Annotated in this window: 11 protein-coding genes and 1 tRNA gene; all 12 read left to right on the top strand. The window is 43.3% G+C overall.

The features are described from left to right. Positions 1-127: 127 nt before the first annotated feature. The 12 genes from glgB to asd all read left to right on the top strand — a co-directional run bounded on the left by glgB (position 128) and on the right by asd (position 13,541). Complete coding sequence (gene glgB / locus BJR36_RS01785) at positions 128-2,617, top strand: 1,4-alpha-glucan branching protein GlgB (protein ID WP_091229231.1); 2,490 nt, start codon at positions 128-130, stop codon at positions 2,615-2,617. A gap of 113 nt (positions 2,618-2,730) precedes the next feature. Next, positions 2,731-3,630: a mechanosensitive ion channel family protein gene (locus BJR36_RS01780; RefSeq protein WP_091229228.1), complete on the top strand. Its 900-nt coding sequence runs from the start codon at positions 2,731-2,733 to the stop codon at positions 3,628-3,630. Between the two features lie 156 nt (positions 3,631-3,786). After that, entirely contained in the window at positions 3,787-4,437 is a 651-nt protein-coding gene (locus BJR36_RS01775) for a redox-sensing transcriptional repressor Rex (protein ID WP_091229225.1), read from the top strand. 30 nt (positions 4,438-4,467) lie between these two features. Beyond that, a complete protein-coding gene (locus BJR36_RS01770; protein ID WP_091229224.1) occupies positions 4,468-5,073 on the top strand; it encodes a hypothetical protein in 606 nt (201 codons plus the stop codon). A 1-nt stretch (position 5,074) separates the two neighbouring features. Further along, a complete protein-coding gene (gene acpS, locus BJR36_RS01765) occupies positions 5,075-5,443 on the top strand; it encodes a holo-ACP synthase (RefSeq protein WP_091229221.1) in 369 nt (122 codons plus the stop codon). Then, positions 5,440-6,924, top strand: a complete 1,485-nt coding sequence (locus BJR36_RS01760; RefSeq protein WP_091229219.1) for an NAD(P)H-hydrate dehydratase — start codon at positions 5,440-5,442, stop codon at positions 6,922-6,924. The genes acpS and BJR36_RS01760 overlap by 4 nt, the downstream gene beginning before the upstream one ends. 37 nt (positions 6,925-6,961) lie before the next feature. Further along, positions 6,962-8,170, top strand: a complete 1,209-nt coding sequence (gene alr / locus BJR36_RS01755) for an alanine racemase (RefSeq protein ID WP_330387778.1) — start codon at positions 6,962-6,964, stop codon at positions 8,168-8,170. 23 nt (positions 8,171-8,193) lie between these two features. Continuing rightward, positions 8,194-9,591 (top strand): hemolysin family protein, encoded by a 1,398-nt coding sequence (locus BJR36_RS01750; protein WP_207648801.1) that lies wholly within the window; start codon positions 8,194-8,196, stop codon positions 9,589-9,591. 217 nt (positions 9,592-9,808) lie between these two features. Continuing rightward, positions 9,809-9,881, top strand: a tRNA-Thr gene (locus BJR36_RS01745). A 115-nt stretch (positions 9,882-9,996) separates the two neighbouring features. Continuing rightward, positions 9,997-10,635, top strand: a complete 639-nt coding sequence (locus BJR36_RS01740) for an epoxyqueuosine reductase QueH (protein WP_091229211.1) — start codon at positions 9,997-9,999, stop codon at positions 10,633-10,635. An 83-nt stretch (positions 10,636-10,718) separates the two neighbouring features. Next, positions 10,719-12,113 carry an argininosuccinate lyase gene (gene argH / locus BJR36_RS01735; protein ID WP_091229209.1) on the top strand — a complete coding sequence of 465 codons (1,395 nt, stop codon included), beginning with the start codon at positions 10,719-10,721 and terminating at the stop codon, positions 12,111-12,113. 342 nt (positions 12,114-12,455) lie between these two features. After that, positions 12,456-13,541, top strand: a complete 1,086-nt coding sequence (gene asd / locus BJR36_RS01730; protein ID WP_091229206.1) for an aspartate-semialdehyde dehydrogenase — start codon at positions 12,456-12,458, stop codon at positions 13,539-13,541. Positions 13,542-13,733 lie beyond the last annotated feature (192 nt).

Raw genomic sequence — 13,733 nt, 5'->3', positions numbered from 1 at the left:
TAGGCAGTTTTATAAACAATTGGTTAAAATCAACTGCATATAGCCTGATAACAGGGGAAAAACGGGCTGAGTATAGAAATGCTGAAAATAGGGACATAAATAAAAATAGTAATATGGAGGGATTTTTGTGGACGACAAGCTTTATGAATTGATGAACTGGGCAGAAATAGAGGCGGTGGTATATTCGGAGGAAGAAAATCCTCACAGTATACTCGGACCGCATATAACGGAAAATGGTGTTTTGATTCAGGCATACATGCCTACGGCTGTAAGTATCAGCGTTAATCTGATTAAGACTTCAAAGTCATATGCAATGGAGCTTGTAGACGAAGGGGGATTCTTTGCGGTTCTGATTCCGAGAAAGACGATACCTGAGTATACGCTCACAATCGAATACGATAATGGCGAGATAAGGGAAATCAAAGATCCTTATGCATTTCAGCCGCTGATTACTGAAAAAGATACGAAGCGTTTTAATGCGGGAATCCATTATTCGATATATGAACATCTGGGAGCGCATAAGGCAGTAATTAACGGAACTGAGGGTATCTATTTTGCAGTGTGGGCGCCTAGTGCGATGCGCGTCAGCGTTGTCGGTAATTTCAACCTCTGGGATGGAAGAGTCCATCAGATGAGGAGGCTCTGGGATTCCGGTGTTTTCGAGATTTTCATCCCAGATCTCAACGTGGGTGAAGTATACAAATTTGAGCTGAAATTGAAGAGCGGCCTTGTAATCCTGAAAGCGGATCCGTATGCAAACGCAGCAGAACTCCGGCCGAATACTGCTTCTGTAGTTACAGATATAGATGGGTACAATTGGAACGACAGCAGCTGGATCGAAAAAAGGAAAAAAACAGACTCCGGTTCGGCGCCCATGGCGATCTATGAAGTGCATCTTGGATCGTGGAAAAGGCCTGAGGATGGCAGGGAGTTTTATAACTACAGGGAATTAGCGCCCATGCTTGCGGAATATGTCAAAGAGATGGGATATACGCATGTCGAACTGATGCCAATAATGGAATATCCTTATGATGCATCCTGGGGATACCAGGTGACTGGATATTTCGCACCGACAAGCAGGTATGGAACTCCGGAAGATTTTATGTATTTTATGGATTATATGCACCAGCAGGAAATAGGCATTATTCTCGACTGGGTACCGGCACATTTTCCGAGGGATACCTTTGCTCTTTCTAATTTCGATGGAACCTGCCTGTACGAACACAGGGATCCAAGGCAGGGAGCACATCCTCATTGGGGAACACTGATCTACAATTATGGACGGCCGGAAGTAAGCAATTTCCTTATCGCAAATGCGCTTTTCTGGGTTGAAAAATACCACGCAGACGGCATCAGAATGGATGCGGTTGCATCTATGCTCTATCTTGATTATGGAAAGAATGATGGAGAATGGGTAGCTAATATCTACGGTGGAAATGAAAATCTGGAAGCGGTTGAATTCCTGAAACATCTCAATTCAATATTCAAGAAGAGGAAAGACGGAGCGCTTCTGATCGCAGAGGAATCCACGGCGTGGCCGATGGTTACAGCTGATGTAGAAGAAGATGGCCTTGGTTTCGATTATAAGTGGAATATGGGATGGATGAATGACTTTATCGGATATATGCAGTATGATCCGTTTTTCCGTTCCTATCATTATGGAGAACTGATCTTCAGCATGATATATGCCTACAGCGAGAAGTTCATACTTGTTCTGTCCCATGACGAAGTTGTTCATGGAAAGGGATCCATGATCGGGAAAATGCCAGGAGACAGGGAAGAGAAGTTTTCCAACCTCAGGCTTGCATACGGATACATGATGGCTCATCCTGGCAAAAAGCTTCTGTTCATGGGACAGGATATTGCCCAGTTCTCTGAATGGTCGGAAGAAAAGAGTGTTGAATGGGATCTTCTGAAGTACACAGACCACATCAACATGAAGGAATACGTCAAGGCCCTTAATAAACTATATAAAACCGAACCAGCACTTTACAGCATGGACTATGATGCGGAAGGTTTCGAATGGATAAACAATATATCAGCAAATGAGAATATTGTTGTGTTTGCAAGGAAGACTGAGAATCAGGAAGACACGCTGCTCATCGTATGCAATTTCACTCCTTTATCGTATAGTGATTATCTCGTCGGGGTTCCGTACCGTGGAAAGTATAAAGAAATCTTCAATAGCGACAGTGCGGATTTCGGCGGAACAGGGTTTGTAAATCCGCGTCTGAAGCAGTCCAAGAAAAAGGAATGCGATGACAGGGATCATTCAATCACAATTAAGGTGCCACCTCTTGGAATTTCTGTTTTCAAATTTTCAAAGATTGCAGAGAAGGCATCTGACAATAAGGCTCTGAAGACAAAAGCCAAAGACGCTGATAAGAAGCCGGCAGGAAAGAAACCGAATCTGAAAGAGCAGCTTGCAGCCCAGGTAGCAAAGGCTGAGGCTGAGAATGAGGAATTCATGAGCACACATTCTGTCCTGATAGACCCAGTGGCAGAAAAACAGGTTCCGGAAGCCGCAAAAAAGGAAACGGTTAAGAAAACATCTGTGGGAAAGTCAACAGCAAAAAAGCCGGCAGCTAAAAAAGCGACTGCTAAAAAGGACAAGTAAAAAAGGACTTCAGGAATTAAGGCAAAAATTATTGAACAGACAACATATGCACATGGCCTATGCCGTGTGCATATTCTTGAATTAAAGCAAATATAAAAGTCAGGAGTAATAAAATGTTATTTGAGAGTGTAGATGATATTCAACAAATTGATATAAAATCTGTTGACAGCAATATGATAATTGAATTTTTCAGTGAAAGGATCCCCGGGATCCTTGATTTTGGAATCAAGGTACTGATCGCAATTGCAATTATTCTGGCGGGTCGCAAACTGATCAGGGTGATGCTGAAAATAGTAAACCGTTCTCTGATGAAAACAGGAGTAAATGACGGTGTAATCGGATTTCTCGATTCGATTGTCAGGGCGCTCCTGTACATGGTGCTTCTGCTTCTGATTATAGAGCTGTTCGGTATACCGACTACTTCGTTTATTGCCCTGCTTGGCTCGGCCGGACTTGCAATAGGACTGGCTCTTCAGGGGAGCTTGTCGAATTTTGCCGGAGGAGTCATTATCCTTATTGTTAAACCTTTTGTAGTGGGAGATTACATTATTGAAGACAATAAGAAGAATGAAGGAACAGTAGTTTCTATTGAACTTTTCCACACAAGGCTGCTGACATCAGATAATAAGGTGGTAGTAATTCCTAATGGAATACTTGCGAATATAAGTCTTACAAATGTGACGGCACAGGACAAGAGAATGATTTCTATAAGCGTCAGAATAGATTATAAAGCAGACCTGAAGAAAGCAAAAGAAATCATCAGGGAGCTTCTTGATGCTGATGAAAAGGTGTTGAAAGAAGATGAAATCTCTATATTCGTAGGTGCCCTTGAAGAAAGGGCTGTTGTAATCGGATGCAAGTTCTGGGTACATATATCGGACTTTAATTCGACGAAGTGGAAGGTGACAGAGGACATTAAGCTTGCATTTGACGAAAATCAGATTGAACTTCCAAACAGCCGGATTGATATCAGCCTTTCAAAACAGATGATGAATCAGAATGTCATCGGGTAAAAGGCCGCATAGAAGAAAGAGTCTGCCTTGGCAGACTCTTTCTTCTATGCATATGCTACAATCCTGGTAATCTTATCCCTTTGAAACTGTTAATTGTTGACAATAATTTAACATTTATATATAATAAAGCATAGACATAAATAGGAGGTTGATCCGGTGGAAGAAAAAGAGATTTCAAAAGCAGTCATCAGAAGGCTGCCGAGATATTATAGATATTTAGGTGAATTGATTGAATCAGGAGTGGAAAGGATTTCATCAAGCGAACTGAGTTCGCGGATGAAAGTGACGGCATCCCAGATCAGACAGGATTTGAATAATTTTGGAGGGTTCGGCCAGCAGGGATATGGTTATAATGTAAAATTCCTCTATTCCGAAATTGCCAAGATTCTGGGCCTGGACAAAAAGCATAATGTGATAATCATTGGTGCTGGAAATTTAGGACATGCCATCGCTAATTACGTGGCATTTGAAAAAAGAGGCTTCATTATGACAGCACTTTTTGATATCAATCCTGAAAGGATAGGAAAAAAAATCCGCGACATAGAAGTATTGCCGTTGTCAGAACTGGAAGCTTACATTAAGGAAAATGAAGTTGATATTGCAACTTTGACAATACCAAAAACAGCAGCGAAAGAAGTTGCAGAACGCCTTGTTAATTGTGGAGTAAAAGCAATCTGGAATTTTGCGCATACAGATTTGAATCTTCCTGAAGATGTGCTTGTGGAAAATGTTCATTTATCAGAAAGCCTGATGCGGCTTTCCTATAACATCACAAGTGTTGAAAAGAGCAGGGAAGAACAGAAATAGCCACAGTATGAGCGGATAAGGATGGAAGCCATGGCAGGGGTAAAAGAAATAGAAGAGTTCAGGAAGTCGCTGGAAAATAAAAAGGTGCCAATTCTGACTCTGGATAAAAAATGGCACAATCTCATACCAGACACTGCAAAGACTTCAGCAGTCAGGGATAGCGAGAAGGCACTCAACGACCTGTTGAAAAGACAGGGGAAACTGGTAAATGATATAAAAGATTTAAAAAGAATAAAATCCGATCTGATGCAGGAAATAGTTGATCATATGGATGCTGCTGATACAAATCCTTCGAGCGGGAAAAAACTCGAAGAGAATCAGAGGCTGATTATAGAAATCAACGAGAAAATCGAAAGCTACGATGATGAGCTTCTGGATATTCCCAGAAGCATCAAGGAAGCTAATGAGATACTGATGCTTCAGAGTATGGATGTGTGCTATGGCATTCTTCAGGAGAATGCTTCAGGCATTCGCAAAATCGGTGAATGGATCAAACAGGTACGGATTGAACTTAAGAAAAATATTATCCGGAAGCAGGATATGGAACAGAAGAATGCTGAAATTTATTCTTATATGCATGATATACTGGGACCAGAAATCGTCGATCTATTTGATTTGGAATATAAGGAAATATAAAATGATAAAGGGAATAGGCACAGATTTAATTGAAATTGGCCGTGTTGAAAAAGCCTGTAAAAAAGAGGCTTTTTTGGCGCGTTATTTTACGTATGAAGAGATTGCGTTCATGAAGGGAAATGCACGAAAGTCTGCCGGGAATTTTGCAGTCAAAGAAGCCGTATCAAAGGTACTTGGCACAGGTTTTTCCGGATTCGGGCCCAAAGACATTGAGGTGCTCCGGGACGAGAGGGGAAAGCCATACGTGAACCTGTACGGGGGAGCGAAGAAAAGGGCTGATGAGCTTCATATAAAAAACATGTATGTAACGATTTCAAACACAAAGGAACTGGTTTCCGCATTTGCAGTTGGAGAGGATGAGAGCATATGAAATACCTTGTAAACAGCAGCGAAATGAAAAGATGCGACAAGGCCACAATTGAAAAAATCGGAGTTCCGTCGATGGTTCTTATGGAAAGGGCAGCACTTTCCATTGTTGAAGAACTTGAAAACGGAGAGTTCAATCTGAAAAGAATATTGATCGTATGCGGGGCCGGTAACAATGGAGGAGACGGATTTGCAGCTGCAAGACTTCTTTTTTTAAAAGGATATGAGGTTGATGTGGCGTTCATAGGTGATGAAGACCGGCTTTCAGAAGATGCCGGCACACAGATGGCGCTTCTGAAAAATCATGGAAAAGAAGTGGAAAACACTATTCCTGACAGGGAATATACGACAGTTGTGGATGCTCTGTTTGGCATAGGCCTGAATACGGAAATCAGCGGCCGTTATGCAGAAGCGGTTGATCGGATCAACAGCATGGATGCCAGGGTGCTTGCAGCAGACATTCCGAGCGGAGTGTCTGCGGACACCGGGCAGGTTCTGGGGACAGCAGTGAAGGCTGATGTTACTGCTGCATTTGCCTATAAAAAACTCGGTCAGGTTCTGTATCCTGGTGCGGTTTATTGCGGCAGGACCGAGGTCAGAGATATTGGGATTACAGATCTCGGATTTGAAGGCATCCTGCCGAAGGTATATACATACGATGAATCAGATCTGAAAAGGATACCCGACAGACGGCCTTATTCTAACAAAGGCACTTATGGCAAAATCCTCATAATCGCGGGATCATGCAACATGAGCGGCGCCGCATACCTGGCAGCCAAGGCCGCATACAGGACTGGTGCCGGTCTGGTAAGAATCTATACGCCAAGCGAGAACAGAGAGATTCTGCAAACCATGCTTCCGGAGGCAATACTTTCGACCTATGACAGATTTCATATAGATGTTACAGCTTTTAAAGAGATCATAGGATGGGCAGATGTCATAGGAATCGGACCGGGAATCGGCAAGGGAATCGAAGCTAAGACGATACTGAATATACTGCTGGGAAATGCAAAGGTTCCCGTAATAATCGATGCAGACGGAATCAATCTTGTTTCAGAGCATATTGAACTTCTTGAAAACCATAAACAGGATATTATACTGACTCCCCATCTGGGAGAAATGTCCAGGCTTCTGAAAAGAGATATAAAAGGGATTGCCCAGAATCTTCTTGCAGAGGCAGATGAATTTGCTAGGAAGCACCATGTTGTCTGTGTGCTTAAGGATGCCAGGACGGTTGTTGCAGACGGAACGGGTGCAGTGTATATGAACCAGACAGGGAACAACGGCATGGCAACCGGGGGATCGGGAGACGTCCTGACAGGAATTATCATAGGACTGCTCTCGCAGAACACCACAATTGTTGAGGCTGCCACTTTAGGAGTTCTCATTCATGGAATGGCAGGAGATATAGCCGCAGAAAACAAAGGACAGTATTCCATGATGGCCCATGATATTATTGACAGCCTGGCTGATATTGTAAGATAATGAGTGTCTGGAATCGGCCCGGACAGCTTAAAATAAAATGCTTAAAAAAGTAAGCGGCAGCAGAGGAAGAATAAAGATGAAAGAATATAGAAGAGTTTGTGCAAAGATAGATTTGGATGCGATTGAAGGCAATATGCTTGCAATCAGAAATAATTTAAAAGACGGAACAAAGGTAATCGCTGTCGTTAAGACGGATGCGTACGGTCATGGAGCACTGCCGATTGCCCGGCTTATTGAACCGCAGGACTTTGTTTTCGGTTTTGCTGTTGCAACGGTTGAAGAGGCGCTGAGCCTCAGAAGAAACGGGATCGAAAAGCCTGTTCTGATTCTGGGATTTACGTTTCCGGAACATTATGAAGATATTGTGAACTATGGAATTAGACCTGCAGTGTTTAAGCTTGATATGGCGAAAAGCCTTTCTGAAACGGCCGTCAGGCTCGGGAAAAAGGTTATCATGCATATCAAAATGGATACGGGGATGAACCGGATCGGGATTAAGCCATGCAGAGAAAGTTTTGAAATCGTCAGGGAGATAAGCAGTCTGCCGAATGTGGAACTTGAGGGGATTTTCACTCATTTCGTCAAAGCGGATGAACTGGACAAATCTTTTTCTTTTGAACAGCTGAGAAAATTCAAAGAATTTTTAGGAGATCTTGAAAAGGAAGGCATAAAATTCAAGATAAGGCACTGTTCTAACAGTGCCGGAAGTATCGACCTTCAGGAGGCCAATATCGATGCTGTACGTCCGGGCATTGCAATGTACGGACTGTACCCTTCGGACGAGGTGTCGAAGGAAGCGGTCAAATTAACCCCTGCTATGACGCTGATCAGCCATATAGTATACATCAAGAATGTTGAAAAGGGTGAAGGGATAAGTTACGGAGCCACATACAGAGCTCCTGCAGACATGCGGGTGGCGACCATACCTGTTGGCTACGGGGACGGATACCCGAGAAGCCTTTCTTCAAAAGGATGGGTCCTGATCAGAGGTAAAAAGGCACCGATTCTTGGGCGCGTCTGTATGGACCAGTTTATGGTTGACGTTTCTGATATTGATGGTGTTTCGGAAGGTGATGAGGCGACTTTGATCGGCGTAAATGGAAATCAGAGGATCAGTGTAGAGGAAATGGGAAATCTGGCAGACCGGTTCAATTATGAATTTGTCTGTGATCTTGGGAAACGAATACCAAGAGTTTATTTGAAAAACGGAAAAATTGTTGAGGCCATTGATTATTTTGATAATTAGGGGCTTTTAGACAGAATTTAAAATTGAAACCGGTAAAAAAGGAGCATGAATTAATGGCAGAAGGCGGGAGTCTTGTTGACGGTATTACATTTTTGATTATTTTAACAGCATTAGATGCGATTATGTTTGGGTTTGGTGCAGCAGCACAGAGCATAAGTGAGATGGAGGTCAGTCTGAAGGCTCAGGAGGGAGACAGGAAGTCTTTGCGGCTGCTGAGATTCATTGAAAACCCCTCTTATCTGATAGCAGCAGTTCATACCATCTCCATGCTTACGGGCATTACTGCCGGTATGTTTACGGTCACAGGGATCAGAGGCTTCCTGGCCGGGCTGATGATCAGGGGGATTCCTGCAATCAATACGAATGTCAGCGATGCGGTATCGCTGGTGCTGGCTGTATTTTCAGTCATGTTTATCATGCTGGCATTTGGCGTGCTGATTCCGAAAAGAATAGGAATCAAGCGATGCAATCAGCTGGCTTATTTTCTGGTTAGTCCTGTGAATTTCATAATCGTGCTTTTCAGCCCTTTCATATGGCTGGTGGTAAAATTCGGAGAAAATGTGGTTTCCGTCTTCGGAATCAGCCCGTTTGATGAAGCGGAGGATGTGACCGAAGAAGAAATTATATATATGGTAAATGAAGGCCATGAGCAGGGCGTGCTGCAGGCAAGCGAAGCGCAGATGATAAACAATATCATCGAGTTTGCTGATAAAGAAGCAAAGGATATCATGACGCACAGAAAGAACATGATTGCCCTTGATGGGGAAATGACGCTTGATGATGCCCTTGCTTTCATACTGAACCAGCGGAATTCCCGATTTCCGGTCTACGACGGCAATCTTGATAATATCATTGGTGTACTGCACCTGAAGAATGCCATGAAATCCTATTCCCATCCGGAAATGAGGGGCATGTCTATCATGGAGATCGAAGGCCTTGTAAGGGAAGCTGATTTTATTCCCGAAACGAGGAACATTAACCTTCTGTTCAAAAATATGCAGTCACAGAATATGCATATGGTGATCGTTGTGGATGAATATGGCCAGACAGCCGGGCTTGTCGCTATGGAGGATATTCTCGAGGAAATAGTGGGTAACATTATGGATGAGTATGACATAGATGACAGCAATATCATAGAGCAGTCTGACGAAACATTTATGATGGAAGGAAGCACGCCTCTTGAAGAGGTGGAGCTGGCACTCGGATTACAATTCGAAGACGAGGACTATGAAACCCTCAACGGATTCCTTATATCTAAGATTGACAGAATTCCGGAAGAAGATGAAGTGTTTGAAATTGAACATGAAGGATATAGATTCCATATCATGTCTGTGGAGAATAAGATGATCAGGAGCGTACATGTCAGCAGGATAGCAGAAGAAAAGAATCAGCCAGCAGATACAACTGAAGATGAAGAATAACAGAGAGTCTGCCTTGGCAGACTCTCTGTTATTCTTCATGCACAGTAAGACCCTTGCAATGACAGAAAACTGCGCTATTTAGAATGTGCATCGAGCAGCTTGCTGCTAGTCACAGCGTGAACAGTAATACGTGAACGTTTGTACTGGAAAAAAACCAAAAAATGTCTTGCAAATTTTTGAAAAACGAGTATAATAGGACTGTAATGTTTTTACATTTGCTTCCGTGGCTCAGTTGGTAGAGCGGCTCACTCGTAATGAGCAGATCGTCGGTTCGAGTCCGATCGGAAGCTTTTTTTTGCGCCCTGGAACCTGCGGGTACAAGGGTATCCGAATCCGGATGCTCCCGAGAACCGAGGAGCAGCCGGAACTTGATACTGCAGCTTCACCATAGTAAGGAGTACGATTATGAACGGTATACCAAAAAGGAATTATCAGAAAGAGCTTGATCAGATCACGGATGCCCTGGAAAAAAATGGCGAAGTACCGCGACTGCTGCTTCATAGCTGCTGTGCGCCTTGCAGCAGTTATGTGCTGGAATATCTGTCTGCGTATTTCGAGATTACCGTGTACTATTATAACCCGAACATCTTCCCGCCAGAGGAATATGAGAAAAGAGCGGCTGAACAGAGGGAATTCGCAGACCGTCTGGATGTGCTGCATAAGATTTCATTTCTTGAAGGAGACTATGATACCGACCTGTTTTATGCAGAGACCAGGGGACTTGAAAAAGAGCCTGAAGGAGGAGAACGATGCTCCAGATGCTTTGAGCTGCGCCTTAGGGAGACTGCCAAAAGGGCCAGAGAGGGCGGATTCGATTATTTCACGACGACCCTGTCGATCAGCCCTCATAAAAATGCGGATCAGCTGAACGAGATAGGAAAGAAGATTTCAGAAGAAACGGGAATTGCCTATCTCTATTCCGATTTCAAGAAAAAGAACGGATTCAAGCGTTCTGTTGAGCTGACAGCGCAGTATGGAATGTACAGGCAGGATTACTGCGGATGCGTATTTTCGAAAATGGAAAGAGAAAAGTCCTTGAATTAAGGACTTTCTTTTTTTGAATATGATGTTATAATTAAAAACCAGAGATATTATATAAAAATACAGGAAGAAAAGGGGAACTGAATATGAAACTTTGGGGCGGACGCTTCACAAAAGAAACAAATCAGCTTGTACACAATTTCAATGCATCAATTTCTTTTGACAGGAAATTTTATAAACAGGATATAGAAGGAAGTATTGCCCATGTAACAATGCTTGCAAAGCAGGGGATACTTTCAAATGAAGACAAAGAGGCCATCGTTGCCGGCCTGAAAGGTATTTTATCAGACATAGAGAGCGGCGCGCTTGAGATAGGAGAAACATATGAGGATATCCACAGCTTTGTGGAGGCGACTCTGATAGAGCGCATCGGGGAACCGGGTAAACGTCTGCATACTGGAAGAAGCAGGAATGACCAGGTTGCGCTTGACATGAAGCTGTATACCAGGGACGAAGTGATTGAAATAGACAGTCTTTTAAAGGAGCTTCTGGATACGCTGATCAAAACAATGGAGGAGCATACAGAAACCTATATGCCGGGCTTCACGCATCTGCAGAAGGCCCAGCCTATTACACTGGCTCACCATTTTGGGGCCTATTTTGAAATGTTTAAGAGAGACCGCTCAAGGCTTTCAGACATATATAGAAGGATGAATGTTTCGCCGATCGGTTCGGGCGCCCTCGCAGGCACTACTTACCCCCTTGACAGGGAGTATACTGCAGAACTTCTCGGCTTTGACGGGCCTACCCTGAACAGCATGGATTCTGTTGCAGACAGGGACTATGTGATAGAGCTGCTTTCAGCCCTTTCCACAATCATGATGCACCTTAGCAGATTTTCGGAAGAAATTATCATCTGGAATTCGAACGAATATGGCTTTGTGGAGCTTGACGATGCATACAGCACCGGAAGCAGCATCATGCCTCAGAAGAAGAATCCGGATATTGCAGAACTTGTCAGGGGAAAAACGGGACGCGTATATGGTGCCCTCATGTCTATCCTTACAACAATGAAAGGGCTTCCGCTGGCATACAACAAGGACATGCAGGAAGACAAGGAACTTACATTTGATGCGATCGATACGGTAAAAGGATGCCTTGCTCTCTTTACGGGAATGGCAGCTACCATGAAGTTCAATAAGACGACAATGGAAGCAAGTGCAAAGAACGGATTCACAAATGCGACTGATGCGGCAGATTATCTTGTAAACAAAGGTGTTCCATTCCGCGATGCCCACGGCATTGTCGGCCAGCTTGTTCTTTTCTGCATTGGCAGGAACATTGCCCTGGATGATATGAGCCTGGAAGAATACAAGGCGATCAGCCCTGTTTTCGAAAACGATATCTACGAAGCGATCAGTCTGAAAACATGCGTGGAAAAACGTATGACCATCGGTGCACCTGGTAAGGAAGCCATGGAAAAGGTAATTGAAGTAAATAAAAAATATCTTTCGGAAAATCAGCATCTGTTCCGTGTCTAAATCACGGACGCAGGGATGAACCATTCCGATGAGCCGGCCGGTTGCTTTTGCAACCGGCCGGCTCTTTTTATCTCATAAGCAGATTGTCCTATGCGATAGAAAACGCTCTGCCGACTAAGACTCTTGGCTGCAATTGTGCATAATGACAGAATTTGCATGAGCTGACGAAAAGAGATGGATGAATTGTACAAAATAAAAAAACAAGTTGATTTTTTGATGTAGATAGTTTATTATACATAACAGGAAGACAAATGTACGCGATACAAAAACACACAGCGGAAATATCCGGATATTGCGTGTGCAGGTATCATCAATATAAGAATGTGAAGAGGAGATTTTAGCATGGATCAGAAATTAAAAGTAGGTATTCTTGGCGGCACAGGTATGGTAGGACAGCGTTTTGTTTCATTATTGGAAAACCACCCATGGTTTGAAGTTGTTACGGTAGCAGCAAGCCCAAGATCAGCTGGAAAAACTTATGAAGAAGCAGTGGGAAGCCGTTGGAAAATGACTACTCCAATGCCGGAAGCTGTTAAAGGATTAATCGTAAAGAATGTAAATGATGTTGAAGAAGTGGCTGCAGGAGTAGATTTTGTATTCAGCGCAGTAGATATGACAAAAGATGAGATCAAAGCAATCGAAGAAGCTTATGCAAAAACAGAAACTCCTGTTGTTTCAAACAACAGTGCACACCGTTGGACAAAAGATGTCCCGATGGTTGTTCCGGAATTGAATCCTGAACATCTTGAAGTGATTGCGGCACAGAAGGAACGCCTTGGCACTGAAAGAGGATTTATCGTGGTTAAACCGAACTGCTCAATCCAGAGCTATACACCTGCATTACATGCACTGAAAGAATTCGGACCAAAGGTAGTTGTTGCAACTACATACCAGGCAATTTCAGGAGCCGGAAAGAACTTCCAGGATTGGCCTGAAATGGTTGACAATATCATTCCATATATCGGTGGAGAAGAAGAAAAGAGCGAACAGGAACCGTTAAGGATCTGGGGCAAGGTTGTAGACGGAGAAATCGTAAAAGCAAGCACTCCTGTAATCACAACACAGTGCATCAGGGTTCCTGTTTCAGACGGTCATACAGCAGCAGTATTCGTTTCGTTCGATAAGAAACCTTCCAAAGAAGAAATCTTAAAAGCATGGGCTGAATTCAATGGGCTTCCTCAGGAACTTGAACTTCCAAGCGCACCAAAACAGTTCATAAAATACTTCGAAGAAGACAACAGGCCACAGGCCAAACTCGACAGGGATTATGAAAAAGGAATGGGCATAACCCTTGGAAGATTAAGAGAGGATATCGTTTACGATTACAAATTCGTAGGATTATCACACAACACAGTTCGTGGAGCAGCAGGCGGAGCAGTATTGATCGCCGAGTTATTAAAAGCACAGGGGTATATACAGGTAAAATAGGCTGCGATTCATAATCGTTAGCCGGCAAAGGCCAGGCCTAAATAGTGATACGTATTTTGAAAAGGGGATGCAGCAGAGCTGCATCCCCTTTTCAAAATCCATGCCTTATGTTAGAATGTTAAAGAAAAAGGTAACTATTCAGAATTGGGGTTCTGAACGGTTAGAGAAAAAGAACTGCATAAGAAAAAAGAA

This window comes from Anaerobium acetethylicum, assembly GCF_900096945.1.
GTDB lineage: Bacteria > Bacillota > Clostridia > Lachnospirales > Lachnospiraceae > Anaerobium > Anaerobium acetethylicum.
The sequence above is the reverse complement of the archived record's forward strand: the minus strand, read 5'-3'. Positions and strand labels throughout refer to the sequence as shown.